At 74.6% G+C, this 26,223-nt stretch carries 18 protein-coding genes and 1 pseudogene; 3 read left to right on the forward strand and 16 right to left on the reverse strand.

Features of this window, described 5'->3' with window-relative positions:
* Window positions 1–156 precede the first annotated feature (156 nt).
* From HS99_RS28920 to HS99_RS28990, 15 genes and pseudogenes are all read right to left on the reverse strand, one after another.
* Window positions 157–2,103, reverse strand: a complete 1,947-nt coding sequence (locus HS99_RS28920; RefSeq protein WP_030283384.1) for an alginate lyase family protein — start codon at window positions 2,101–2,103, stop codon at window positions 157–159.
* 2 nt (window positions 2,104–2,105) lie between these two features.
* The gene (locus tag HS99_RS28925; RefSeq protein ID WP_030553512.1) at window positions 2,106–4,289 is read right to left on the reverse strand and encodes a bi-domain-containing oxidoreductase; all 2,184 of its coding nucleotides are present in this window, start codon (window positions 4,287–4,289) and stop codon (window positions 2,106–2,108) included.
* Window positions 4,290–4,306: 17 nt separating this feature from the next.
* Window positions 4,307–6,241: an asparagine synthase (glutamine-hydrolyzing) gene (gene asnB, locus HS99_RS28930; RefSeq protein ID WP_030283378.1), complete on the reverse strand. Its 1,935-nt coding sequence runs from the start codon at window positions 6,239–6,241 to the stop codon at window positions 4,307–4,309.
* A gap of 3 nt (window positions 6,242–6,244) precedes the next feature.
* Window positions 6,245–7,774 carry a Wzz/FepE/Etk N-terminal domain-containing protein gene (locus tag HS99_RS28935; protein ID WP_030553514.1) on the reverse strand — a complete coding sequence of 510 codons (1,530 nt, stop codon included), beginning with the start codon at window positions 7,772–7,774 and terminating at the stop codon, window positions 6,245–6,247.
* Window positions 7,771–9,155 (reverse strand): annotated as a pseudogene (locus HS99_RS41750) (Wzz/FepE/Etk N-terminal domain-containing protein). The gene HS99_RS28935 and the pseudogene HS99_RS41750 overlap by 4 nt, the downstream one beginning before the upstream one ends.
* Window positions 9,152–10,420 carry a glycosyltransferase family 4 protein gene (locus tag HS99_RS28945; protein WP_046385705.1) on the reverse strand — a complete coding sequence of 423 codons (1,269 nt, stop codon included), beginning with the start codon at window positions 10,418–10,420 and terminating at the stop codon, window positions 9,152–9,154. Before HS99_RS28945 ends, HS99_RS41750 begins: the two are co-directional and overlap by 4 nt.
* Window positions 10,410–11,726, reverse strand: coding sequence for a nucleotide sugar dehydrogenase (locus tag HS99_RS28950; RefSeq protein ID WP_030283370.1), 1,317 nt, complete (start codon window positions 11,724–11,726; stop codon window positions 10,410–10,412). The genes HS99_RS28945 and HS99_RS28950 overlap by 11 nt, the downstream gene beginning before the upstream one ends.
* Before the next feature lie 76 nt (window positions 11,727–11,802).
* Window positions 11,803–13,299 carry a sugar transferase gene (locus HS99_RS28955; protein WP_030553518.1) on the reverse strand — a complete coding sequence of 499 codons (1,497 nt, stop codon included), beginning with the start codon at window positions 13,297–13,299 and terminating at the stop codon, window positions 11,803–11,805.
* Between the two features lie 648 nt (window positions 13,300–13,947).
* Window positions 13,948–14,706, reverse strand: a complete 759-nt coding sequence (locus HS99_RS28960; RefSeq protein ID WP_030553521.1) for a class I SAM-dependent methyltransferase — start codon at window positions 14,704–14,706, stop codon at window positions 13,948–13,950.
* Between the two features lie 3 nt (window positions 14,707–14,709).
* Window positions 14,710–15,468 (reverse strand): SDR family oxidoreductase, encoded by a 759-nt coding sequence (locus HS99_RS28965; protein WP_030283364.1) that lies wholly within the window; start codon window positions 15,466–15,468, stop codon window positions 14,710–14,712.
* Window positions 15,456–16,325, reverse strand: a complete 870-nt coding sequence (locus tag HS99_RS28970; protein ID WP_030283362.1) for a TauD/TfdA family dioxygenase — start codon at window positions 16,323–16,325, stop codon at window positions 15,456–15,458. The genes HS99_RS28965 and HS99_RS28970 overlap by 13 nt, the downstream gene beginning before the upstream one ends.
* The gene (locus tag HS99_RS28975) at window positions 16,322–17,593 is read right to left on the reverse strand and encodes an aspartate aminotransferase family protein (RefSeq protein WP_030553523.1); all 1,272 of its coding nucleotides are present in this window, start codon (window positions 17,591–17,593) and stop codon (window positions 16,322–16,324) included. Before HS99_RS28975 ends, HS99_RS28970 begins: the two co-directional genes overlap by 4 nt.
* 62 nt (window positions 17,594–17,655) lie before the next feature.
* Window positions 17,656–21,849 carry an SDR family oxidoreductase gene (locus HS99_RS28980; RefSeq protein WP_030553525.1) on the reverse strand — a complete coding sequence of 1,398 codons (4,194 nt, stop codon included), beginning with the start codon at window positions 21,847–21,849 and terminating at the stop codon, window positions 17,656–17,658.
* Window positions 21,846–22,415, reverse strand: a complete 570-nt coding sequence (locus HS99_RS28985; RefSeq protein ID WP_030283355.1) for a DUF6309 family protein — start codon at window positions 22,413–22,415, stop codon at window positions 21,846–21,848. The genes HS99_RS28980 and HS99_RS28985 overlap by 4 nt, the downstream gene beginning before the upstream one ends.
* A 20-nt stretch (window positions 22,416–22,435) precedes the next feature.
* A complete protein-coding gene (locus tag HS99_RS28990) occupies window positions 22,436–23,233 on the reverse strand; it encodes a phytanoyl-CoA dioxygenase family protein (protein WP_223885889.1) in 798 nt (265 codons plus the stop codon).
* A gap of 383 nt (window positions 23,234–23,616) precedes the next feature.
* Between HS99_RS28990 and HS99_RS28995 the strand changes: the two genes are divergently transcribed.
* From HS99_RS28995 to HS99_RS29005, 3 genes are all read left to right on the forward strand, one after another.
* A complete protein-coding gene (locus HS99_RS28995; RefSeq protein ID WP_030553527.1) occupies window positions 23,617–24,288 on the forward strand; it encodes a TetR/AcrR family transcriptional regulator in 672 nt (223 codons plus the stop codon).
* A 123-nt stretch (window positions 24,289–24,411) separates the two neighbouring features.
* Window positions 24,412–24,606 (forward strand): DUF1918 domain-containing protein, encoded by a 195-nt coding sequence (locus HS99_RS29000; RefSeq protein WP_030283350.1) that lies wholly within the window; start codon window positions 24,412–24,414, stop codon window positions 24,604–24,606.
* Window positions 24,607–24,659: 53 nt separating this feature from the next.
* Window positions 24,660–25,364: a DedA family protein gene (locus tag HS99_RS29005; protein WP_037829366.1), complete on the forward strand. Its 705-nt coding sequence runs from the start codon at window positions 24,660–24,662 to the stop codon at window positions 25,362–25,364.
* Here HS99_RS29005 and HS99_RS29010 read toward each other — a convergent pair.
* The gene (locus tag HS99_RS29010) at window positions 25,361–26,101 is read right to left on the reverse strand and encodes a PIG-L deacetylase family protein (protein WP_030283344.1); all 741 of its coding nucleotides are present in this window, start codon (window positions 26,099–26,101) and stop codon (window positions 25,361–25,363) included. The genes HS99_RS29005 and HS99_RS29010 overlap by 4 nt on opposite strands.
* Between the last annotated feature and the right edge of the window lie 122 nt (window positions 26,102–26,223).

A 26,223-nucleotide genomic window follows, 5' to 3' on the forward strand; every position in this document is an offset into this window, starting at 1 on the left:
CCGGGCGACGGCCGCCGACCCGGTCGGCGCGGCGGTCGGCTCCGGCGGGGCGTCCGAGCCGCTCGTGCAGCCCGTGGCCGTCAGCAGGGCGAGCGTCAGCGGCGCCGCCGCCCACGCCCCACCGTGCCGCCTCGTGATCCCCACGCTCGCCGCCCCCTAGCCCCGGAACCCGAGGACGGTGGTGAACCCCTGCGTGCCGTCGGCGAAGCCGGTGCCGACCAGCGTGGTGGCGGGTTCCCTGCGTCCGAAGCCGGCGGAGTACCAGCCCAGTGGCGGGTCCGTCTCGCCGCGGTGCGCCTGCCAGGAGAGCTGCCCGGGCAGGTCGAGCACGGCGGAGCGGTCCTCGCCGTCCCGGGTCCAGGTCAGTACGGCCCGGTGGCCCGTCAGGTCCGCGGTGACCTCCGGGCCCAGGTGGAACGCCAGGCGCACGGCCCGGCGCGGGCCGCGCAGTTCGTCGACCACCCGCAGCTCCCGGCTCGCGGCGGTCAGTTCCACCCGGCGGCGGTGCACCGAGGGCCGGTAGCCGTCGTGTTCGGCGCACCAGCGGGCCACCCCCGGGTCGGAGGTGTCCGCGACCAGGACGCGGGTGCGGGCGTGCCGGGTCCACAGGAACGGCCCGCCGGAGAGGGACTGGTCCTCGCCGTCCACCTCCAGGGTGTTGTGGCCCCGGGTCGAGCGGAAGTAGCGCCGCCATTCGGGCTGCCCGTGGTAGCAGTACGTCCCCGGGTCCGCGAGCACGTCGACGCCGTCGTGCCGGACCTCCAGGGACAGCGCGTCGGCGTGGGCGTGCGCGGCGATGGACAGGAAGCCGTGCGGACCGCCGTCGCAGCGGCACCAGATCTCCCCCGGCCCGCGCAGGATCGTCATCCCCGCGTCGGGGAAGTGGACCGGGCGGCCCGCCGGGCGGGACACGGCCGTGTCCCGCCCGTACGGGCGGATCAGCGCGGCCAGCAGCGGGGTGCGCGCATCGGCGCCCGCCGTCTCCGGCCACCAGGCGAGGCGGCCGAACACGGCGTCCCCGGTGGCCAGCAGCGAGGCCCAGCGGTCGGTGCCCGCGCCGTCCAGGACCAGTCCGTGCCCGTCGTCGGCGTCCCCCTGGCGCGGCGGCCGCAGCCGGTCGTCCACGACGGCCGCGAGGGCGTCGGTCATCCGCAGCAGCACCACCCGGACGGTCGCGGGGACGGGCACGGCGGCGGCGTCCGCCTCGGCCAGCGCGGCCAGGCCGAGTTCCAGGACGAGTCCGTGGTACTCGGTGGCCAGCTCGCGGTTGAGGCCGGACAGGAAGGTGTTGGCGCGCAGGTGCCGCTCCAGGGAGCGCAGCGCGCCGGAGCGCCAGCGCGCCGAGGAGGGGAACCACCCGAAGGCGCAGGCCGCGGCGAACTGCCCGGCGGCCTCGGCGATGACGTGGTTGTTCGCCGAGGACCCCCGGCTGGGGAAGGCGGCCAGCCAGCGCTGGTGGTGCCAGATCTGGTCCAGCGCCACCGGGTTGCGCTCGAACAGGGCGGCGGCGCCCGGCCAGCCGTCGAGCAGCCGGCGGATCCACACCCAGGACAGCAGCCGGATGCCCAGCTCGATGCCGCTGATCCAGTGCACGCCGCGCAGCGGCGGGTTGGCCGCCCACCAGGACCGCAGGTGCTCGGCCACCCGCTCGGCGTAGCGATCGTCGCCGGTGAGCGCGTGGGCGGCGGCGAGCACGGTCAGGTACTGGTGCCGGGAGGGCTCCCAGATCTGCTTGACGTCCCCGACCGCGTCCTCGTCGCGGTACGGCACGTCGAAGGCGTAGCCGGCCGGGGCGCGGCGCCCGGTCCTCGGGTCGCGCCACCAGTCCGGGGCGACCAGGTCGTCGCGGTCCACCCCGAAGAACTCGGCGTGCCCGTCCATCAGCCGGTCCGCCTCGGCGAGCAGGCGCTTGGCGGCCTCCGGCGGCACCGCGGCGAGCGCCCCGGCGGGCAGCACGGCGGTGAACCGGGCACCGGGCGCGCCCGGGCCGTGCGGCGGCACCGAGGACCGCCACCGCCGCCGGCGCACCGCGTCGCCGACCCGGCCGCCGACCTCCTGCGGCCCCATCCGCGACAGCCGCCGCAGGTACCAGCCCGCGCTCATGGTCACAGCGACCTCTCCAGGGTCACCGGCGCGCCGCCGGCCAGGGCGGCCTGGACGGCGAGGGTGGCCGCGGTGGTGGCGACCAGCGACTCCAGCGGCACCGGCATCGGCCCACCGGTCCGCACGGCCCTGACGAAGGAGGCCAGTTCGGCGGACTGTCCCTTGTCCCTGGCCTTGGGCAGCCGCGAGCTGACCCACCGCTTGCTCCCGTAGACGGACGCGCGGACGAAGTCGTCGAGCTTCAGCACCTTGCCGTCCGCGACCAGGTCCAGCGTCTCCTTGGGGAAGCCGGGCGCGCCGGCCGTGACGTAGCTGAGGGTGGCGGTGGAGCCGTCCGGGTAGCGCAGAACGATCTGGAGGTCCTCGTTGCCGGACGGGGCGACCGCGTACACCGAGACCGGGTCGGCCCCCAGCAGCCAGCTCGCGGTGTCGACGAAGTGCCCGCCCTCACCGGCGAACCGCGAACCCTCGGTGCCCTGTTGGAGGTACCAGCTGCCAGGCTGCAGCCGGCCCGCGTTGACCAGGTAGCGCAGGCTCGCCGGGCCGGTGCGGGCGCCGAAGCGGGCCTTGGCCTCCCGCAGCAGCGGCGCGAACCGGCGGTTGAAGCCGACCTGCAACCGGTCGTTGCCGGACTCCTCCACCGCCGCCAGCACACCGGCCAGTTCGTCCTCGGTGAGGGCCAGCGGCTTCTCCACGAACACCGTCTTGCCGGCCAGCAGCGCCCTGCGGGTCAGTTCGGCGTGCGAGCTGTGCCGGGTGACCACGAACACCGCGTCGACGGACGCGTCCCCGAGCACGGCGTCGAGGTCGGTGGTCGCCCGGGCGAAGCCGAACTTCCGCTGGGCGTTGGCGGCGGACAGCGCCGTCGTGGTGACGACGGCGGACAGTTCGACGCCCTCGCGCCGGGCCAGGTGCGGCAGCAGCATCGAGGTCGCGTAGTTCCCCGCGCCGACGAAGGCCAGCCGCACGGGCGACCTGGAGGGCCGGGCCGGGGCGGCCGCCGTGCCGCGGCGCACCGCCGGCACCGCAACCGCCGGAGCCTGTGCCTCCCCCGCCCCCGCCTCCCCGGGGTAACGGAACAGCACGGCGACGGCCTTCAACTCGCCGTCCTTCAGCTGCCGGTAGGTCTCGACGGCGTCCTCGAAGTCGGCGATGCGGGAGATCAGCGGTTCCACGTCGACCCGGCCGCGGGCGGCGAGGTCGAGGAAGCAGGCCAGGTTGCGGCGCTCGGTCCAGCGCACGTAGCCGATCGGGTAGTCCCGCCCGTCGAGCTCGTACTCCGGGTCGTAGCGCCCGGGGCCGTAGGAGCGGGAGAAGCGGACGTCGAGCTCCTTCTCGTAGTACGCGTTCCACGGCAGGTCCAGTCGGCACTTGCCGATGTCGACGACCCGGCCGCGGTCCCGGGCGAGCCGGGCGGCCAGCTCGACGGGCTGGTTGCTGCCGCCGCCGGCCGCCAGGTACACCTGGTCCACGCCGTGGCCGCCGGTCAGCTCGGCGACGGCGTTCTCCACGGCCGCGGAGCCCGGGTCGCCGCAGGCCACGGCGCCCAGCCGCTCGGCGAGTTCGCAGCGCACCGGGTCGGGGTCGGCCCCGACGACCCGCACCCCCGCGGCGGCGAGGAGCTGCACCACCAGCTGCCCGATCAGGCCGAGGCCGATGACCAGCGCCACCTCGCCCAGCTGCGGCTCGCCCTGGCGCACGCCCTGCAGCGCGATCGACCCGACGGTGCCGAAGGCCGCGTGCCGCGGCGCGAGGCCGTCCGGCACCGGGACGTAGAGGTTCCTCGGCACCCAGTTCACCTCGGCGTGCAGCGCGTGCTCGTTGCCCGCGCAGGCCACCAGGTCGCCGACCTTCACGTCGTCGATCCCGGCGCCGACCTGTTCGACCACCCCGCACAGCGAGTAGCCCAGCGGCGTGTAGGAGTCCAGCTTGCCCATCACCTTGCGGTACGTGGCGGGCAGCCCGTTGACGGCCACGCTCTGCACGACCTTGGCCACCTGGTCCGGCCGGGAGCGGGCCTTGCCCAGCATCGACATGCCGGCCTCGGACACCTTCATCAGCTCGGTCCCGGTGGAGATCAGCGAGAAGGCGCTGCGCACCAGCACCCCGCCCGGCTTGCACCCCGGCACCGGCACGTCGAGCACCGACAGTTCGCCGCTCTTGTAGTTCTGCACAACCTGTTTCACCGGAAGTCCCCTTGTTCCTAAGCCGTCGGCCCGGCGCCCCGGCCGGAGCCGGAGGTCGCGCCGCGGTACCAGTACTCGAGCGTCAGCACGTGCCACAGGTGCTTGGAGAAGTCCCGCTGCCCGGCGGCGTCCTCGGCGGCCAGCCGCGCCAGCGCGTCGCGGCGCAGCAACCCGGACCGCACCAGCTCGCCGTCGTGGATCACCTCGCGCACCAGCGGTGCCAGGTCCCGGCTCATCCAGGCCCGCAGCGGGGCGCTGAACAGGCCCTTGGGCCGGTACACGATCTCCCGGGGCAGGACCGAGCTGGCCGCCTCCTTGAGCACGGCCTTGCCCTGCCGTCCGACGATCTTGCGGTCGCCGGGGACGGTGAACGCCGCCCTGACCACCTCGACGTCCACGTACGGCACCCGCACCTCGGTGGAGGCGGCCATGCTGGAGCGGTCCGTGTAGGCGAGGTTCAGGCCCGGCAGGAACATCCGGGCGTCGCCCAGGCACATGCGGTTGACGAAGTCGTCGAGCTCGTTGTCCCGGTAGACGTCCGCGTGCTCGGTCAGCACGTCCTCGACCGCCCCGGCCAGGTCCGGATTCACCAGGGCGAGCAGTTCCTCCCGGTCGTACATGGTGTAGCTGCGCCGGAACGCGGTCTCCTCCGGCAGGTCGGCGAAGGAGAGGAAGCGCTTGGCGAACCGCACCGAGCGGAACCCCCGGTTGGCGGTGGCGACCGGCAGCCGGTCCACGGCGGCGGCCAGGCCGCGCCGCAGCGGGCGCGGGATGCGCTGGTAGCGCAGCGCGAGCCGGTTGGCCAGGTGCTTGCGGTAGCCGGCGAACAGCTCGTCGGCCCCCATGCCGGAGAGCAGCACCTTGACCCCGGCCTCCCGGGCGGCCGAGCAGATCAGGAAGGTGTTGATCGCGGCCGGGTCGCCGATCGGCTCGTCCAGGTGGTACGTCATCCGCGGCAGCAGGTCGAGCACGTCCGGGGCGATCTCGATCTCGTGCAGGTCGACGCCGAACCGCTCGGCCACCCGCCGGGCGTAGCGCAGGTCGTCCGGCATCGCCTCGAACCTGGCGTCCTCGGCGCGGAAGCCGATGGTGTAGGCGGAGATCCCGGGGTGGTCGCGGGCGGCCAGCGCGGTCAGGTAGCTGGAGTCCAGCCCGCCGGAGAGGAAGGTCGCCACCGGGACGTCGGCGAGCAGGTGACGCCTCGTCGACTCCTCGACGACGGCGGCGAGGTCCGGCAGCTCGCCGGCCCTGGCCCGTTCCCGGCCCTCCGCGGCGACTTCCCGCAGGTGCCAGTACCGGCCGCGTTCCACCCGGCCGTCTGGCCGGCAGCGCAGCCAGCTGCCCGGCGGCAGCTTCTCCGCCTCGCGGAACGCGCAGCGCGAGTCCGGCACCCAGTAGTACAGCAGGGAGGCCACCAGCGCCGCCGGGTCCACCTCCAGGGATCCGCCGGTGGCGGCGGCCAGCGCCTTGAGCTCCGAGGCGAACACCAGGCCCCCGCCGCGCCGGACCAGGAAGAGCGGCTTGATGCCCAGCTGGTCGCGGGCGAGGACCAGCTCGCCGGTGCGCTCGTCGAAGATCCCGAACGCGAACATGCCGCGCAGTCGGGGCAGGCAGTCCGTGCCCCAGCGCCGCCAGGCCTCCAGCAGCACCTCGGTGTCGGAGGTGCCGCGGAAGCGCACCCCGGCGGCCGCCAGTTCGGCGCGCAGCTCGGGAGCGTTGTACAGCTCGCCGTTGTACGTCAGGACCAGGCCGTCCGAGACCATCGGCTGGGCGCCGGTCCCGGACAGGTCGATGACGGCCAGTCGGCGGTGCCCGAGGTGCACCTCGCCGTCACCGAGGGGGTGGCTGTACCGGCCCGACCCGTCCGGGCCCCGGTGGGCGAGGGTGTCGGTGAGGAGGTCGGTCACGGCCTTCCCGTCCGGCCATCGGTACGTGCCCGCGATGCCGCACATGTCCTACCTCGCCTCCTGGTCGTTGTCGGGGACCCGTGCGGTCCACATCGGTAGTCGTTCCGTCCGCCGCCGGCCCGTCCGGTTCTGCCGGGCCTGCGGTCCGTTCCGGCCGCGCGGCGCGGTGTGCGGGCCGTCCCACAGGGTGCCGTCGGTCCGGTCCCGCGGATCGGGGTCGATCAGCACCACTCCGAGCACCGGGATGCGCTGGTCGGCGAGCTGACGCGCCACGGTGTGGAGCCAGGCGGCGCTGCCGTGCCCGGCGCGCACCACGAGGACGGTCCGGGTGCCGAGGTGGCCCAGGTCGGTCCAGGCCGTGCCGGGCGCCACGGAGCCGACGCCGAGCCGGCGTTGACCGGGCGGCAGGGCCCCGGCCCGTTCGCCGTCGACCACCACGGTCGGGCCATCCGGTCCGGGGCGGCGCCGGGAGAGCCGGGAGCCGGGCAGGCCGTCGACGACGACCACCGGCCCCTCCTCGGCCAGCGCCCCGGCGAGGTCCAGGGCGATCGCGCCGGTGCTGTGCGCGCAGCCCAGTTCCAGCAGCGACACCGCCTCGGCGCAGCCGCGCACGGTGCGGGCCAGGGTGGTGGTGAGCCTGGCCCGGGCCGCCCTGGTCCGCCGGAGCCGCCAACGGCCGGCCGGGTGGCGGGGCACCCGGCGCAGCTCGGCGATGACGGAGGCGCCGAGGTTCGCCGCGATCTCCCGGCGCAGTACGGGGCGGTCCGCCACCACCGCGCCGACGGCGGCCACCGCGATTCCGAGGACGAGCCCGAGGACGAGCCCGATCGCGGCGTCGGTCGCGGCGGTGGTGGGCAGGGACTGCCGCACCGCGCGCGGGGCGTCCACGATCCGGGTGCCGGCGACCAGCCGGGGCGTGCCGACCTGCGCCTCCGCCGCGCGCTGGCCGAAGTCGGTGATGCGGGAGGCGAGTTCGGCCCGGTTGGCGTAGAGCGACTCCAGGTTCGCGGACGCGTTCGGCCCGGTCTGCTTCGCGGCGTCGCCGATCGACTGGTTGACCTGGGCGAGCTGGTCCCGCAGCCGGTCGCGCTGGTCGAGCAGGGCCTTGGCCTCGGCGTCCGCGGCATCCTTGATCCGCTTCACGTGGTCGGCGACGAAGGCGTCGGCCAGCGCCTCGGCCCGGGCCACCGCTTCCGCTTCGCTGCGGCCGGTCACGGTGATCTGCAGCAGGTTGTTGGTCAGGCCGGTCCCCCCGTAGGTCCGCATGAAGTCCTCCGTTCTGTCCGGGGAGCCGAGGGACTTGAGGGCCTGGTCGGCGATCTCCGTGGTCTGGAGCAGGGCGACGTCGGTGCGGATCAGCGTTCCGGGGTCGTTCGGCTGGTCCGCCTGGTGGGCGACCAGCACCTTGGTCGCCGCGGTCGGCGGCGGCGGCCGCAGGAAGGCCACGGCCGCGCCGAGCAGCAGCCCGAGCAGCGCCAGGGAGCACCAGAGGCGGCGGCGCCTGCGCACGGCGACCACCAGCGCCTGGAGGTCCAGCAGCGGTGCGGGCGACGACCCGGCGGTCGTACTCGTCGTCACCCCGAACCTCTCCCCGGGTCGTCGCCGAGCGCGAGCACGGGCTCGGCGACCGTGGGCGCCGGCTCGTCGCCGTCCGGGCGCCGGCCCCGGGACCGCGCCGGACGCTCCCGGACCGGGCCGGCGACGCGACTCCGGCGAGTTCCTGCCCGGCGTCCTCACACGCCCCGGCGATTCCGGCGAGCTCCTCCGCCGTCCAGTTGCCCGCGCTGAGCACGACCAGCGCACCGGACTCGTCCTCGCGCTCCGGCAGCAGCGGCCGGGCGACCGGGACCCCGACCACCCGCAGCAGCGGATCGCTCCCCGCCTCGTCGGCGAGCTGCCCGGCGGCCCGGCGGGCCGTCTCGTCGCCGTCCGGGACGAGCACCAGCAGTCGCCCGGCGTCCGGGAGCTGCTCCCGGAGGCGGGCGCACACCCGCCGGCGGCGGAGCTGCCGGCTCGCCTCGCCGCCGGAGGTCTGCGGGGCCGGCAGGTCCCACCGGACGTCGAGGCCCAGCAACCGGCCGGTCAGGGCCCGCGGGCCACGCCCCCGCGGCCGGTGGGCGCCGCGTTCCGCGGGGACGTCGACGGTGCCGAGCAGCACCGAGCCCAGCGCCGCGGCGATCTCCGGCCCGGTGCGCAGCCGCCGGCTCGTCCGGGCCGCGGTGAGATGGCCGACGACGGCGAGCAGGAAGAACAACAGCGCGCCCGCGGCGACGAGTTGGGTCCTCGTCGGCGGTGCCTCGCCGGACGGCCGGGGCGCCGAGCCCATGACGACCATGTTGGCCTTGTTGGCGGCCGGGTCGGCCTGGTCCAGCTTCTTGATGGCGTCCTGGAGCGTGGTGCGCAGCTTCTCCAGTTCGGTGCGGGTCTGCACGCTCTCCACGGTCTGCCCCGGGTCGGCGGCGGCGGCCAGGTCGGTGATGCGGCGGCTGGCCTGCACCACCAGCTGCCGCAGCGCCTCGGGCTGGGCCGCCTCGGGGTCGGCGCTGTCGCCCGCGATGCGCCCGGCGAAGGTGACGAACTGCTGGGCCACCTGGTCGGAGAGCTGCTGGGCGCGCTCGGGAGTCTCGGCGGTGCCCGAGATCCTGATGATGTTCCCGTCCGCGGCCGTGGCGCTCACCTTGTCCCGCAGTGAGCTGCCACTGACCCCTGCCCAGCCGAGCGTGGCGGCGGCCCGGTCGACCACCACCGAACTGGTCGCGATCTCCGCCTGGGTCAGCAGCTCCCGGTCCTGCCACACCCCGGGCAGCAGGACCGAGGCCGACGCCGTGTAGCTCGGCGGGAACAGCAGCGAGCTGCCGTAGCCGACGAGCGCGCCCAGGACGGCGAGGACGGCGAGCAGCCGCCGGCGCCGGCGCAGGATCCGGCCGATCGTGACCAGGCGGATCGTGTCGTCGCTCAACGGCGCGCCCTGGGACGGCAGGCGGCGGCGTAGGCGGCGAGCAGCGAGCGCTGCGAGTTGCGCCAGGCGAGCGGCCCGTTGATCCGCTCCTGGCCCAGCTTGCCCATCCACGCCCGCCGTTCCGGATCGTCCATCAGCTCCGCGATCAGCCGGGCGAACTCGCTCTCGTCGTTCGCGGGGGCGTAGACGGCGGCGTCCCCGGCGGAGACCCGCGCCTCCCTGAGGTCGAAGGAGACGATGGGCCGGCCCATCACCATGTACTCCAGGACCTTGTTCATGGTCGACACGTCGTTGAGCGGGTTGCGCGGGTCCGGGGACAGGCACACGTCCGCGGTGGACAGGTAGCGCACCAGGTCGGCGTCCGGGACGCGGCCGGTGAACTGCACCAGCTCGGAGAGCCCCAGCCGCCGGGACAGCTCCACCATCGCGTCGAAGGTGTCGCCGCCGCCGACGAACACCGCGTGCCAGTCGCTGCGCCCGTACTCGTCGCGCAGCTTCGCCAGGGACCGCAGGGCGTAGTCGACGCCGTCCTGCGGGCCCATGACGCCGAGGTAGCACAGCAGGTGCGGCTTGCCGCGCTTCAGCTCCGGCTCCGGCGGCACCGGCCTGAACCGCTCGGTGTCGGGCGCGCTGCGCACCACGAAGACGTCCCCGGGCCGCCGGCCGCCGCGGCTGAGGGCGACGTCCCGGTAGCTCTCGTTGGTGGCCAGCACCACGTCCGCGGCCCGGTAGGTCCACCGTTCCAGCGCGCGCACGGCGCGGAAGAGCAGGTCCTCGCCGCGGTCGAAGCGGGAGAGGTACAGCTCGGGCACCAGGTCGTGCTGGTCGAACACGAACCGCGCACCGCGCCGCTTCAGCCACAGGGCGGGCAGGAACAGCAGGTCGGGCGGGTTGCAGGCGTGGACCACGTCGACCGGCCCGACCCTGCGGGCCAGCCGGGCGGTGTGCCACAGCGCCGATCCGTACTCCTGGAGGTAGCCGGCCGGGCCGCCGGTGGCCGCGCGCAGCGGGTAGCGGTGGATCCGTACCCCGTCGACCACCGCCTCCGGCTCGGTGTCCCGCTTGCTCCCGCGCGGGCAGATGACGTCGACCGTCCAGCCGGCGTCGCGCAGCGTCGTGCACTCCTGCCACACCCGGCGGTCGAACGGCACGGACAGGTTCTCCACCAGGACCAGCGCGCGACGGGTCCGCCCGCCGCCGCCGACCGCGTCACCGAACGATGCGTCACCGAACGATGTGTCACTGAACTCTTCGTCACCAAGCAAGGCCCGCGTACCCCGGTTCGGCCCGGCGCGCGTCGGCGTCGGGGAGGTGGACGAGATCGACGATCACCGGGTCGTCGCCGTGCGGCAGCGCCGACAGCACGGCCGGGTCCCTGGTCCCGACCACGCACACCTCGGCGTGGTCGAGCACCTCGCCGACGGACTGCGCGAGCAGCTGCGCGAGGTGCGGCAGCCGGGTCTCGATGTACTCGCGGTTGGCGCCGAGCAGCCGGGAGAGGTTGACGTTGGGGTCGTAGATCCGCAGCTCGTAGCCCTTGCCGAAGAGCCGCTCGGCCAGTTCGACGAGCGGGCTCTCCCGGAGGTCGTCGGTGCCGGGCTTGAAGGACAGGCCGAACAGGCCCACCCGGCGTTTGCCGGTGCGCTCGACCAGCTCCACCGCGCGCTGCAGATGGTCGGAGTTGGAGGGCAGCACGTGGGACAGGATCGGCACCGAGACGTCGGCCCGCTGCGCCGCGTGGACCAGGCTGCGCAGGTCCTTGGGCAGGCAGGAGCCGCCGAAGGCGAAGCCGGGCCGCAGGTAGGCGGGGCTGATGTTCAGCTTGCGGTCGGCCAGGAAGACGTCCATCACCTGGTGCGAGTCGACCCCGAGCGCCTGGCAGACCGCGCCCAGCTCGTTCGCGAAGCCGATCTTGAGGCCGTGGAACGCGTTGTCCGCGTACTTGATCGCCTCGGCCGTCGGCACCGGCACCCGGAACACCTCGCCGGGCAGTCCCTCGTACAGTGCCGCGACCACGTCGCCGCTGGCCGGATCGAGTTCGCCGATGACGGTCTTGGGCGGGTCGAAGAAGTCCCGCACGCTGGTGCCCTCGCGCAGGAACTCCGGGTTGACCGCGACCCCGAAGTCCGTCCCGGCGGTGCCGCCGGCGTGCTTCTCCAGGATCGGCACCAGCAGGTTCAGGCAGGTGCCGGGGAGCATGGTGCTGCGGAACACGACGGTGTGCCGCCCGCCCCGCCCGGCCACCGCGGCGCCGATCTGCTCGGCGACCCGTTCCAGGTAGGTGGTGCACAGGCTGCCGTTGGGCTCCGACGGCGTGCCCACGCAGACCAGCGACACCTCGCTGCCCATCACCGCCTCGCGGACGTCGCCGGTGGCGCGCAGCGCTCCGGTCCGCACGACCTCGGCGATCAGTTCGCCGATCCGCTCCTCGACCACCGGGGCCCTGCCGTCGTTGACCAGGTCGACCTTCACCTGGTTGACGTCCACCCCGATGACCTCGTGGCCCAGGCCGGCCAGGCACGCGGCCGACACGCAGCCCACGTAGCCGAGCCCCAGGACACTGATCCTCATGAGCCGTTCCTCCCCTCGGGCAGGCCCTGCGGGCCGGCCATCCGCGCGCCGACCGGACGACGACGCCCCCCGGCCATCAGTAGGCCCCCTGGCCCTGGAGCACCGCACGCAGCGTCTTCCACAAGATCACCGCGTCCAGTGCGAGCGACCAGTCCTCCACGTACCGCAGGTCCAGCCGGACCGCCTCCTCCCAGGGCAGGTCACTGCGTCCGCTGATCTGCCACAGGCCGGTGAGCCCGGGTTTGACGAGCAGCCGGCGCCGGATGTCCGGGCCGTACGCGGCGGACTCCTCCGGCAGCGGGGGCCGCGGCCCGACGAGCGACATCGAGCCGGTGAGCACGTTGAGCAGCTGCGGCAGCTCGTCGAGCGAGTACCGTCGCAGCACTCCGCCGACCCGGGTCACCCGCGGGTCCCGGCGGAGCTTGAACAGCAGGCCGGCGCCCTCGTTGCGGTCGGCCAGCCCGGCCCGGGCCCGGTCCGCCCCGGCCACCATGGTGCGGAACTTGACCAGGGTGAACTGGCGGCCGTCCTTGCCGACCCGGTGCTGCCGGTAGAACACCCCGCCCGGGCTGTCCACCAGCACGAGCAGCCCGACGGCCACCATCAGCGGCGCGAACAGCACCAGCAGCAGCGCGGCGCCGAGCCGGTCGACGACCGCCTTGACCGCCCGCGGGCCCCCGGTGAAGGCGGGCATGCTGACCCGCAGCATCGGGATGCCGAGCACCGCGTCGACGTGCAGCCGAGGGCCGGCCACCTCCATCAGCACGGGCGCCACCACCATCTCGGCGTCGCCGCCCTCCAGGTTCCAGGCCAGCCGCTGCAGCCGGTCCGGCGACCAGTACGGGTCCGGGGTGATCGCGACGACCCGGTAGCCGTCGCGGCGGACGTGGTCGGCGACGTCCGTCAGCCGGCCGACGACCGGCACCCCGTCCAGCCGGTCACCGCCCGGGCCGAGCGCGTACGGCGTGCACACCGCCTCCACCCGCCAGCCGAGGTGCGGGAACTTGCGGGTCCGGGTGATCAGGTCGCGCACGGTGGCCGGGCTCCCGGCGGCGAGCACCGGGCGCAGGCACCGTCCCCGGTTGCGCTGCTTGTGCAGCCCCAGCCGCAGCACGTACCGCTCGGTCATGGTGACGAGCGTGATCGCCGGGATCGCGACGAAGATCCAGAGCTTGATGTTGTGCGAGGTGAGGGCGATCCCGCCGAGCGCCAGCACGACTGCCGCCGTGAACAGCGAGCGCCCGAGCCGGCGGAACTCCTCGGCGCCCTGGCCGAGTACGGCCGGGGCCCACCCGCGGGTCGTCGCCAGCGCGCCCAGCACCAGCAGTTCGGTGCCGAAGGCGAGGATTCCCCACTTCTCGTGCCAGTTGGCCGCGTCCCGGACCCCGAAGAAACCGCCGATCGCCGCCACCACGAAGGCGGTGGCCACGGTGTCGCTGATGATCACGGTACGGCGGTACTGCTGCTCCCAGTCGAGCTCGGGCTTGCTGAATCTCCCGTTCCTCGGGCGCCCGGGCGCCGGTGGAAACGGGCCGGCTAACTCCCCCTCCTCCTGCTCAACAGTCCCGTCCAGGTCGCCAGTGGGTTCGACGTGCTCGCTCCACACGATTCCTCCCCCCGGGAGGCCCGCGCCTCCCGCACCTGTGCGTTCCTCCCCCCGGAAGGCTGCTCCGCCTCCCGTGCCGCGCTGTTCCTGGTTCAGGGAGGCCCCGCCTCCCGCGCATGCCAAAACCGGCCGCTGCCGCGCTACTTGAACATCCGGACAGGCCCAGGGCCCGTTCCGGGCACCGAGCACCGCTCATCGAACACAAGCCGCCGGGGACGCGACCACGGACCGTCCGCAGCACCGGACCCGTAGTTCATGACTCGTCGCGCCTCGCGTCCTACCGTGCGAAGTGAAAATCAATCTAGAGCATCGGGGGGCACCGACGAGGGGGATATGTGAAACACGTGCACGATATTTGAAGCAGGCCGCACCAAATGATCACCACGGGGCCGTCCGGGAGTCGCGGACATACGGTGCGACCTGTGCAGACGCCCGGGCCGGGCCCGCGGACACCAGGTGAACGGGGGAAGTCCCGTGATCGGGCCGGGAGTTGGCGGTGGCGCCGCCCTCCACCGGCGCCACCGGCCCGTCACTCCCCCACGGCGTCGAGCAGGGCGCGCCGCTGGGGGCCGCGCTCTCCCGTCAAGCTCTTCGGGCAGCGCCGGCGGCGGGTCCTCAGTCGCTCCGCTCGCGGTGCCGCCACCGGACCGGGTCGACGGGCATCGCGCCGGGTCGGCCGGCACCCGGGGCGGTGCGCGCCGGAGGGCGGTAGCCGGTGCAGCCGAGCACCAGCATCTCGTCGGCCCCCGGCTGGAACTCGTACCGCACCCGCTCCAGCCTGCTGTCGATCCCGGCGCCCGCCAGCTCCTCGCGCAGCCGTTCCAGGCCGGGGTGGCGCTCGCCGGTGTCGTACACCGTCACCGGGAAGAGCCGGACCTCCCGGCGGGCCACCCGGGCGAGTTCCAGCAGGGCGGCCTGCTGGAACTCCTCGCCCAGCCGGTTGCCGTAGGAGAAGACCAGGTGCGAGCTGAGCACCAGGTCGAAGGAGCGGTCGGAGAAGGGGAGTTCGGGCAGCGCCCCGGCCACGTAGCGCTCCGGGCGGGCGGCGATGTCTGCCCGGAACAGCCGGGAGTTGGCGGTCCACTGCCGGATCTGGTCGTCCGCGTCGCTGTACCAGGACCGGTTGAAGCCCGCCGTCTGCTCCGCCAGCAGCTCGCGCTTGAAGCTGCTCTCCCGCTCGACCAGCAGGCCCAACTCCTCGCGGTGCACCGCGTACTCGCGGTCGACGGCGACCGCGTCGACGCCCCGCTGCCCGGCTTCGGCGACGAAGCTCGCCGCGCCGCCCGGGCAGTCCAGGATGCGCCGGCCGAGGTCGCGGTCCGTGAGCGCGAACATCGCGCGGTACTCGGCGAAGGAGCGGGCGCTGACCAGCACGGTTCATCCCCGCCCGACGAACGGCATGGTGGTCGGCAGCACCACCAGCGACTGGATGCTGGTGTCCGGCGGCTGCGAGGCCATCAGCAGCAGGGCCTCGGTGAAGCGGTCCACCGGGATGGTCGCCTCCACCGCCATCGTCCCGTCGGCCTGCATCGCGGCGGGCTGCGGACTGCCGTCCGGTGGGGCGATGTTGCCGACGTCGATCTGCCCGCAGGAGATGCCGTACGGGCGGCCGTCCAGCGCGAGCACCTTGGTGAGGCCGAGGACGGCGTGCTTGGCGGCGGTGTACGCCGGGGAGTTGGGGCGCGGCACGTGCGCCGAGGGCGCGCCGTTGTTGATGATCCGGCCACCTTGCGGGGTCTGGGTGCTCATCAGCCGGAAGGCCTCCCGGGCGCACAGGAAGCTGCCGGTGGCGATGGTGTCCAGGACGCGGTTCCAGTCGCCGAACGGCGTCTCGGTGATCGGCCGGCGCGGGGCGGCGGCGCCCGCGTTGTTGAACAGCAGGTCGAGTCGGCCGTACCGGTCGCGGACGGCGTCGAAGAGCCGGGCGACCTCCTCGGGGCTGCGGATGTCGGTCGGGACGGTCAGCACCCGCGCCGGGTCGACGTCCGCGAGCGCTGCGGTCTCCTCCAGGGCGTCCTTGCGCCGCCCGGCGAGCACCACCGTCCAGCCCGCCTCCAGCAGGGCCAGCGAGGAGGCCCGGCCGAGCCCGCTGCCGCCACCGGTGACCAGGGCGATCCTCCCGTTCAGGGCGTCCATGTCTCCCCCTCGTTCAGCCAGATCCGCAGCATCCGCCGGGCGTGCCGGCCGGGTTCGTCCACGTAGGCCGAACGCCCGTGCAGCACCCGGCTGTTGCGGATGATCAGCAGGTCCCCGGCGGCCATCGGCAGGCCGAAGGCGATCTCCGGCCGGTACAGCACCTCGTCCAGCACGCCCAGCGCCTCCCACTGGCGGTCCGTCAGTTCCGGCCCGCCCCGGTCCGGCGATGAGCGGACGGTCCGGGTCTGGTAGTAGCAGCCGATCGTCCCGTCCTTCCTCGGGTACAGGATCGGGGTGACGACCAGCTGCGGGCCCGCCCGGCCGGTCCGGTCGAAGGTCCAGTCCTGACAGAGGGTGGCCAGCGCGTCCGGGCGCTCCCGCCCGATCAGGTCGTGGACGTGCCGGGCGCTCGCCAGCTTGGTCAGCCCGCCGCCGTGGAAGGCGGGTTGGAGGCAGAGCAGGACGAGCAGGTCGCACGTGTCGCAGTGGAAGCCGAGTTCGGTGTTGCCGTCGCCGTCCTGGTCGCGCAGCACCGAGGTGAGGTCGCCGCGCCCGTTCTGCGGCACGATCCGGCCGTAGTCCCGCAGCAGGAAGGCCAGCGCCTCGGTGATCTCCTGCTCCGGCTGGGCCGGGTCGACCAGGTTGGCGACGTGGGCGAGCCCGACCGCGTCGATGCTCTCCCGCGTGAAGGACCGCAGCCGTTCGCGCACCGGCTCGCCCGCGCCCCAGCGTCCGGCCCGGGCGTCGGCCCAGAGCAGTCGCCGCTCCTCGTCGCCCAGCGGCAGCGACCACAGCTGCCGCCTGGCCTCCAACTCGAGGCTGCTCCATCCGATTTCGGCCACCGCGCGCTCGTTCACGCCGCCTCCTCCGGCCGGGCCCCGGCCGCGACGGCCTTGGACCAGAGCGCCAGCGCCTCGTCGATCTGCGCGGCCGTGACGACCAGCGCGGGGATCATCCGGACCACGTTGAGGTGGATCCCGCAGGTCAGCAGCAGCAACCCGAGGTCGGCCGCCGCCTGCTGGACCCGCCGGGCGGTGTCCTGGTCCGGCGAGCCGTCCGGGCGGCAGAACTCGCTGGCCGCCATCAGCCCGAGGCCCCGGACGTCGCCGATGCCCGGCGCCCCGGCGGCGACCGCCCGCAGGCCGTCCAGCAGCCGGGCGCCCTGCTCGGCCGCGTTCTCGACCAGCCGCTCCTCGCGCAGCACGTCCAGGGTGGCCAGGGCGGCGGCGCAGGCCACCGGGTTCCCGCCGTAGGTGCCGCCCTGCGAGCCGGGCCAGGCGCGCTTCATCAGCTCGGTCGGCGCGGCGATGGCGGACAGCGGGAAGCCGCTGGCCAGGCCCTTCGCGGTGATCAGCACGTCGGGCACCACCTCGGGTTCGTGCTGGTGGGCCCAGAACCGGCCAGTACGGCCGAAGCCGGTCTGCACCTCGTCCAGCACCAGCAGGATGCCGTGCCGGTCGGCGCGCTCGCGCAGCCCGGCGAGGAAACCGGCCGGGGCGGGGACGTACCCGCCCTCGCCGAGCACCGGTTCGACGAACACGGCGGCCGTCTCGGCGGGCGCGGAGACGGTGGCCAGCACCTCGTCCAGCCCGTGCAGGGCGTGCGCGACCGCCTCCTCCTGCGACAGCCCGAGGCGGAAGGCGGCCGGGAACGGCGCCACCGCGACCCCGGGCACCAGCGGGCCGATGCCCGCGCGGAAGCGGGTCCCGGCGGTGGTGAGCGAGGCCGCGCCCATGGTGCGGCCGTGGAAGGAACCCTCGAAGACGATCACGTTCTGCCGCCCGGTGGCGTGCCGGGCCAGTCGCAGGGCCGCCTCCACCGCCTCCGTTCCGGCGGTGGCGTAGAACAGCGAGTCCAGGCCGGGCGGCAGGAAGTCGCCCAACCGCTCGGTGAGGGTGAGGAGTTGGTCGTGCAGGACGGTGGTGTACTGGCCGTGGAGCAGCCGGCCGGCCTGTTCGCGGACGGCCTCGACCACCTTGGGGTGGCAGTGGCCGGTGCTGGTCACCCCCACGCCGGAGGTGAAGTCGAGGTAGCGGCGGCCGTCGGCGTCGTAGAGGTGGAGGCCTTCGCCGCGCATGGCGACGACGGGGGTGGCCTGTTTCAGCACTGGGGAGAGCTGGGACAACGGAGTCTGCCTTCTCTCAGGAGCCGGTCGGATCGGGGCTGTCGGGGTGAGGGCTGCCGGGGTCAGGGCCGGCAGGTGGTGCGGTCTGCGGGCGGCAGGTAGCCGGTCCGGGCGGCCCGGTCGAGCGCGGCCGCCCACCACTGCTGGGTCGGCGCGCCGAAGCGCACGCCCAGCCGGTCCAGGACGCCGGTGGTGTAGCCGCTGTCCACCAGGACGTTGCGCTCCTCCTGCTGGGCCCAGGCGGCGGCCAGCCGGGCGGCGGTCGGGTGCCGCCGCTCGGCGCGGGCGATGGCGGCGGCGAAGGCCGCGTCGTCGACGAGCCGGACGGGGTGGCCCGACTCCGCCGTCCAGCGGATGAGTTCGTCGTGCGGCGTGGCGTACGGGGTCTCCACGTGGTAGGCGCCGGGTGCGGCGTACGGGTCGAGGGCGATCGCGGCGATCCCGGCGGCCACCGTGTCCACGTGCGAGAAGGCGAAGGCGGTGTCCGGCCGGCTGGGGGCGGCGCCGGCCAGCAGGTAGCCGCGGACGAGCTGGTAGATCCGGTTGTCGCCGATGTTGGCCTGGAAGGCGCCGGTGCGGCTGTGCGCGGCGATGTGGCCACTGCGGTACAGGTACACGGCGTGCCCGGTGGCCGCCCAGGCCCGGACGGCCTGCTCGGCCTGGTACTTGGTGCGCTCGTACGGGGTGCGGAAGTGCTGGCCGATCCACAGGTCGGCCTCGCTGAAGCGGCGCGGCGGCCCGTCCACGCCGCCGGACACGGCCAGCGTGGAGACGTGGTGCAGCCGGGCGTGCGGGGTGTGCTCGTCGACCCAGTCGAGCAGTCGGCGCACCGCGGTGTGGTTGGCGCTTTCCAGCTCGTCCGGTGAGGCGACCAGTCGGACGTCCGCCGCCGCGTGCACCACGATCCGGGCCTCGCGGGCCCGTGCCAGCCCGGCCGGCGAGAGGCCCAGGCCGCCCCGCTCGAGGTCCCCGGCGACGACCTGGGCCCGCCGGTCGGCCAGGCGCCGTACGGCTCCGGCGTCGTCGGCGGCCCGTATCAGGCAGGTGACCACGGCGCCGCGCTGCCGGAAGGCTTCCAGCAGGTGCCGTCCCAGATAGCCGGTGGCGCCGGTGAGCAGCACCCGGGCCGGCTCGCGGACGCTCGCCCGGGCGGTGGGCGCGACCCGGGCGTGCAGCAGTTGCCCGGAGGTGGACAGCGGCGAGCGCTGCGGCCGGGCGGCCGCCGGTCCGGCGAGCGCCGCGGCGAACCGGCGGAGGATCCGCTCGGCGGCGTGGTGCGCCACCCCGGGCCACCCGTACACCAGGTCGGCGACCAGCCGCTGTTCCACCACCCTCGCGGTGAGCCGCAGTTGGTACAGCGGGTCGCCCCCGGCGCAGCGGGCCGCCCCGGCCTGCTCGTCGGCGACGGTCCAGTCGAGCGCGGGCTCCTCGGGCAGCCGGAAGGTCCCGAGGAAGTTGAACCCGACCACGGGTCGCCCGCCGGCCCCGTCGGCCCCCTCCGACGCGTCCATCGGCCGGACGGGGGCCTCGCGCAGTTGCCGCGCCGTCTCCTCCGGGCCCGCGGACGGGTCCAGCTCGATGTGCTTGACGGCGGTGAACCAGCCGACGGTGTCCAGGAATTCGCCCGGGTCGCCGGCCGTGTCCCGGCCGTGGGTCTCGACCTCCACCGCGAGCCGGGGCACGCCGTGCCACCGGGCGACGGCTCCGGCGAAGGCGTCCAGCAGAGCGGCCTCCAGTCCGGCCCCGCCACCGTGCCGGCCGACCAGCCGGGCGGTGGCGGCTGCGTCCAGCGCCCAGCTGAGCGCGCCGGGTTGGACGGGAGCGGCGGGCGCGGTGGCGTGGGCCTCCGGCGGGGCCGGTGGAGCGGCGGCCGCCCAGCGGTAGAAGTCGGCCGTCGGCGGCAGGTCGGGCCGCTTGCGGTCCAGCGCCGCGCGGTACGCGTGGGCGAGGTCGTCCAGCAGGATCCGCCAGGACAGCCCGTCGACCACCAGGTGGTGGGCGATCAGCGCGATCCGGTCGTCGGTGCCGGGCGGGCCGGTGAACAGGTGGGCGCGCAGCAGCCGCCCGGCCAGCGGGTCGAGGCTGCGGTGGAGTTCGGTGCAGACTCCGGCGACGGTGTCGGCGATCGCTCCGGCCGCGCGCGGGATGCGGGAATGGGAGAGCGGGTCGAGGTCCGCGACCGCCCGGGGTTCGCCGCAGCCGTCCGGACGGAGGGGCCGGCGCAGCGCCGGATGGCGCTCCAGGACGGCGGCGACCGCTGCCGAGAGCGCGGCCGGGGCGACGGCGGCGCGGCAGCGCAGCAGCACCGACTGGTTCCAGTGCCGCACGTCCTGGAGGGACTTCTGCCGGTAGAGCCAGCGTTGCGCCGGGGCGAGTTGGCGACCTTCCAAAGTTCCGCCGGCCCGGGGGTCCGGGACGGCCGGGGCCACCGGTACCGCCACCCCGGCCAGCGCGGCCGCCGTGGGGTACCGGTAGAAGTCCTCATAGGCGACCCGCAGTCCGGAGCGCCGCAGGAGGGCGATGGTGCGCATGGCGAGGATGGAGTCCCCGCCGAGGTCGATGACGTCCGCCCGCGTCCCGATGGCGGGCAGTCCGAGCGCCCCGGCCCAGAACCGGGCGATCTCCCCGGCCAGGCCGTCCCCGGCCGACCCCGCCCCGGCCGGCCCCTCCCCGGCCGCGCCGGGCGGGCCGTCCGACTCCGCGCGGGATTCCACCAGCCGGGTCACCAGCTCGCCCAGCCGGGCCCGGTCCAGCTTGCCGTTCGGTCCGACCGGCAGCTCCGGCAGCACCAGGATCGGCTGCGGCACCGAGTAACCGGGCAGCCGGTCACGCAGGTACTCCCCGAGTCCGCCCACCTCGGCGGTCGGATCCAACAGCCGTACGACGCCCAGCAGTTGTTGGCCACCGGGCGCCTCCCGCAGCAGGGCCGCGGAGCCGGCCACGCCCGGGTACCCGTCCATGGCCCGTTCGACCTCGGCGAGGTCGACCCGGTACCCGCGGACCTTCACCTGGCGGTCCACCCGGCCGAGGAAGACCAGGTTCCCGTCCGTCCGCCGGCGGCACAGATCACCCGTCCGGTAGGTCCGTCGGCCGTCGTGCCGGACGAACCCCCTGGCGGTCTCCTCGGGCCGCCCGAAGTACCCGGCGCTGACCCCTCGCCCGCCGATCAGCAGTTCCCCCGCCGCGCCCTCGGCCACCGGCCGCCCAACGCCGTCCACCAGGCTGAGCAGCACCTCGCCGATCCCGCTGCCGATCGGCACGGTCGGTTCCCCGGTCGGCAGTTGACGGGCCGAGGTGGCCAGGAAGCAGGTCGCGCCGACGGTGGTCTCGGTCGGTCCGTAGTGGTTGACCAGCCGTTCGGTGACGCCGTCGTCGAGCAGGGCGGCGGCGAGCGGGCGCGGCAGGGCCTCGCCGCCGAGCAGCAGGGTGCGCAGCGGCGGGGCGCCGGCCGGGCGGCCCTCCAGCAGGGCGGTCAGGTGCGAGGGGGTGGTCTTCAGGGTGTCGACGCCGGCGCGGCGCAGCGCGGCCCAGAAGGCCGCGGGGTCGCGCACCTCGTGGTCGGGCACGAGGTGCACCGAGCCGCCGGTGGCCAGGGCGAGCAGCCAGGCGGTGTGCCCGAGGTCGGCGGCGAGGGTGGTGACGTGCGCGGTCCTGGGGGCGTCGGCCTCGGTGAGTCCGAGCCGGGCGGCCAGCGAGCGCGCGTAGTGCACGGCGTTGGCGTGGGTGACGGCCACCGCCTTGGGCTCGCCGCTGGAACCGGAGGTGAAGGAGAGGTACGCCGGGTCCTCACCGGCGGGCTCGCCGCCCTTCCAGTCGGGGCCGGCCGCCAGGACGTCCACCACCTCCACACCGGGCCCACCGGGCCCACCAGAGCCGCCGGACGCGCCGGGTCCGCCCTCGGTGGCCAGCACCCGCCCGACCCGGACGGCCGCCAGCCGCCGGGCCAGATCCGCCGCGGACCAGTCGGGATCGGTCAGCACGGCGGCCGCGCCGGAGCGCAGCACCCCGTGCAGCAGCACCAGCATCCGGGCGTCCCGGGGCCCGAGCAGGGCGACCCGGTCGCCCCGTCCGATGCCGCCGGCGGCCAGCCGGGCGGCGATCCGCCCGGCGGCGGCGTCCAGGGTGCGGTGGTCGAGGCTGCGGACGCCGTCGGTGACGGCGGGTCGGTCGGGGTGGGCGCGGGCAAGGTGCGACAGCAGGGCGGTGAGCGAGTCGGTGGTGGGGGTGGACCGGACGTACCGCGTCGCGGAGGTCACGCCGACTCGTCCCCCGTCCGTACCGCCGCGCCCGGTTGGGCGAGCACCCGGGGGTCGCCCGCCAGGTACCCGTCCAGCCCGGCGCCTTCGGGTAGTCGTCCGGCCAGCTCCCAGGCCAGCATGCGGTGCAGGCCGTCGATGTGGATCAGCCCGGCGCGCACCGCCAGGCTCGCGTAGTCGGGATGGTCGACGGGCGCGGTGCAGAGGTAGAGCGGCGTGAACGGCGCCCGGCGCAGCAGGTGGAGCTTGGCCGCGCAGACCGGGTTGGCCGCCGTCCAGGCGGCACCGCCTGCGCGGACCCGTTCGGCCGCGCGGGCGACGGTCAGCCCGCCCCGCGGAACGAGTTCGTGCTCGCCGCCCTCGCTGAGGTGCCAGGGCAGCACGACGCCGAGGACGTCGGCCCGGGTGAGCCGGACCCGCCACCAGCCGTCGGCGATCCGGTCGGCGCGTTCCAGATTCTCCTCGCCGTACACGTTGGTGTTCGCCTCATGGCCCCGTTCCACCGGGTGGTCCCGCAGGTAGGCGTCGTGGACCTCGGAGTAGGCGACGGCGGTGACGATCTCCACGGCAGTGCTCCTCAGGCGGTTCAAACGGTTCCGGTGTACTCGGTGAAGTGGTGTTCCGCGAACAGCTCGGGCCACTGCCCGTCGGCCAGGTCCAGTTCGCGGGCCCGGGCGAGCATCAGCCGCCAGTGCGGCTTCACCGGGCGCCAGCGCGCTCCCACCTGGCAGTAGGAGGCGTCGATGAAGTAGCGGGGGTGCCCCGGCCCTTCGGGTGCCGGTCTGCGGGTGTGGAACAGCGCCGAGTTGAGCAGCACGGTGGTCCCGGGCGGCAGCCGGTCGAGGACCACCTCGCCGGGCAGCTCCGCGGTGCCGTGGTGGGCGTAGGCGTCCTTGCCGGCGGCGTGGCGGTGCGAGCCGGGCAGGACGGCCAGGCTGCCGACCTTCGCGTCCAGGCCACCGAGGTAGTGCAGGGCGTGGACCATCAGCAGCGACGGGTCGGAGCCGTCGTGGGGCTCGCAGTCGTGGTGCCAGGGCTTTCCGGGGATGCCCGGGGACTGGCGGTCGCTGTGCAGGTGGTGGAAGACGAAGGACGGGCCGATCAGCCCGGTCAGCGCCAGCAGCAGCGGCGGGTGGGCGAGCAGCTCGCCGTGGGCGGGGAGCTCCAGTTCCAGCAGCGGGGGCGGCCCGTGCCGGTCGGGGTCGGTGCAGGCGGCGATCGAGCGGGCCCGCAGACCCTCGTCCACCCAGCGGTCCACCTCGGGGACGAGGCGTTCGCGCAGCGCCTCGGGCAGCAGTCCGGGCAGGACCAGGTACCCGGATTCCAGGAACTGACGGCGGTGCTCGGTGTCGAGGGCCTCACGCCCGACGGAGTGCACGGTCACCGAAGAGACCCCCTCCTTCCGGTCGACGGGGCGCACAAAGGGACGCGGTACGGGAAAGGGGGCACACGGGTCCGTCCAGACTTCGGGTGGCGGCGGTGGAGCCCGTCGTCGCCACGGACAGCTGAGTTCGGGTTCGCGTTTCGGGTCCGCGATCGGCAACGATCGCCACGAAGAGGCACGCGTCAACCACGCAAGGTGATCCGCCTCAGGAGTATGAACCGGCCATCGCGTCCACGACAAGAGCAAAGCCAACCCGTGGACACCTTCCCGCCACCGTGCCGTTCAGCTCCGGCCATCACTCGATTCCCGGCCCACCGGAAACTCCGGCGCTCCCCCGCCCCGGTGATTCGCCGTCGGAACAGCCGATGCGGCAGAGTTGCGACATGAGCGTCGATGCCCGGAGTCACCAGCACAGCCCCGGACCGGCCCGGCGGCGGCCGGTCCAACAGCGCAGCCAGGAGCGGTACGGCCGCATCCTGGACGCCTGCGCCGGGCTCCTGGACGAGGTCGGGGCGACCGCGCTCACCACCAAGGAGGTCGCCCAGCGCGCCCAGGTACCGATCGGCACCCTGTACCAGTTCTTCGCCGGCAAGGAGGACCTGCTGGCCGCGCTCGCCACCCGCAACCTCGACCACTACCTCCAGCGCCTGGACGCCCGGCTCGCCGGGTCCGCCCCGCTCGGCCCGGCCGGCTTCACGGACCTCGCGGTGGAGGAGTTCGTCGCGATGAAGCGCGCGGTGCCCGGCTTCGGGCAGGTGGACTTCGGCCTCGCCGGTACGGCCGTGCCCGCCGGGGTGCGGGACGAGACGCACCTGCTCGACGCGGGCGTGGACAACAACACCGCCGTCGCCCTGCGGCTGCAGGCGCTCGGCGGCGAGCTGTTCGAGACGGGCGACCCGGCGGCCACCACCCTCGCCCTGCGGGTCGCCCTGGAGGCGGCCGACGCGGTGCTCAAGCTGGCCTTCCGGGGGGACCCGCAGGGCGATCCGGCGCTGATCACCGAATGCAAACGGCTGGTGCGCGGTTACCTCGCGCAACAGCTGCCCACCGGCTGAGCCACCGCCCCGGGTGCCCGGCGCGTCCCGCCCGCCCGAGCCGTTGCGTGCCCGGCGCCCCGGCAGCAGAGTGGATAGCGGAACGGCCGTAGAGGCGGCCGCCGCGATCCGAGGAGCACGATCATGCACGCAGCGGTAGGTGACCAGCTCCACATCCACAGCAGGGCAGTGGGCATGGTGGACCAGAAGGGCGAGATCGTCGAGGTGCGCGGCACCGACGGCCAGCCGCCGTACGTCGTCCGCTTCGAGGACGGCCACGAGGGCCTGATCTACCCCGGCCCCGACTGCAACATCGAACCCCGCCAGGCGGGACTCTGACCGACCCCTCCGTCACTCCGCGCCCGCCGATCACTGCCAGGTGATAAGGCGCGGTGACCGCACCCCCGCCCCCGCTGCCCGGGGCGCTCGCCGGGCTCGCGCCACTGCTGGACCACTACGGGTACCTCGCGGTGGCGCTGCTCGTGCTGCTGGACAACTGCGGCATCCCGGTGCCCGGGCAGACCATCCTGGTGCTCGCCTCCGTGTACGCCGGCACCGGACACCTCGACTTCACCGCCGTGCTGCTGATCGCGGCCGCGGCCGCCACCCTCGGCAACAGCATCGGCTACCTGATCGGCCGCACCGGCGGGCGCGCCTTCGTCCACCGCTGGGGCCGCTACGTGCTGCTCACCCCGGCCCGGATGGACCGCGCGGACGGCTTCTTCGCCCGGCACGGCGGCAAGGTGGTCCTCGTCGCCCGCTTCGTGGACGGGCTGCGGCAGTACAACGGCATCATCGCCGGGACCACCGGGATGCCCTGGCGCCGCTTCGCGCCCTTCAACCTGCTCGGCGCCGTGCTGTGGACGGCCGTCTGGGGCACCTTCGGGTACGTCGCCGGCGCCAACATCGGGACGGTGTACCGGACGGCGATCCGCTACCAGCTGTGGTTCGCGGTCGGGCTCGGGCTGCTGGTCGCCGCGTTGCTGCTGCGGCAGGTGCTGCGCTACCGGCGGAGGCGCCGGCGCCACGAGGGCACTGACGCCTCCGACGCCTCAGCCGGGTCCGACGGGTCCGACGGGTCCGAGGACGGTCCCTAACGCAGCGGGAACACCTCGAAGGGCACCGCGAAGCGCGTCCCCAGCCGGGTGCCCGCGCCCCGGCCGAAGCCCTCCAGGAACTCCCGGGCGTCCGCCATCGCGCCGCCCAGCCCGGCCAGGTAGGCCTTGTGCTCCTCCAGCGAGGCGACGCCCAGGTCGAAGGTCCCGGTGGTGTCCACCGCGTGCCGGGCCTCCGGCGAGGACGCCGCCCAGATCTGCCGGACGCCGTTCCAGGGCTCGTGGCCCTCGTCCAGCAGCTCGCGGAACACCCAGCGGTTCCCCGCGTCGCGCACGCCGTCCAGGGTGGCCCGGCCGACGGCGATGTGGTCGGCCTGGTTGAGGAAGACCCCGCCGTAGGTCTCCCGGAAGTTGCTGGTGATCACGATGTCCGGGCGGTGCCGGCGCACCACCCGGGCGATGTCGCGGCGCAGCGGCAGCCCGTACTCGACCACGCCGTCCGGGTAGCCGAGGAACTCGACGGTCTCCACTCCGACGACGCGGGCCGAGGCGATCTGCTCGGCCTCGCGCAGCGGCCGGCACTCCTCCGGGTCCATCGAGTCGATACCGGCCTCGCCGCTGGTGACCATCACGTAGACCACCGTCTTGCCCTGGCCGGTCCAGCGGGCGACGGCCGCCGCGCCGCCGTACTCCATGTCGTCGGGGTGGGCGACGATCGCCACCGCGGTCTGCCAGTCCTCGACGACGGGCTCGAAGGGCTCGGGGGCCTGCTCGGTCATGCTGCTCTCTTCCCTCTCACACGCGGTCGCGCTGGTCGTGCCGCAGGCGACTCTAGGAGATCGCCAACTCCCACGCACCGTCAGACACCGTCGGAGGCAGCAGCGCTTGCCCCTGACGCACG

It is taken from the genome of Kitasatospora aureofaciens (assembly GCF_001188955.3).
Lineage (GTDB): Bacteria > Actinomycetota > Actinomycetes > Streptomycetales > Streptomycetaceae > Kitasatospora > Kitasatospora aureofaciens.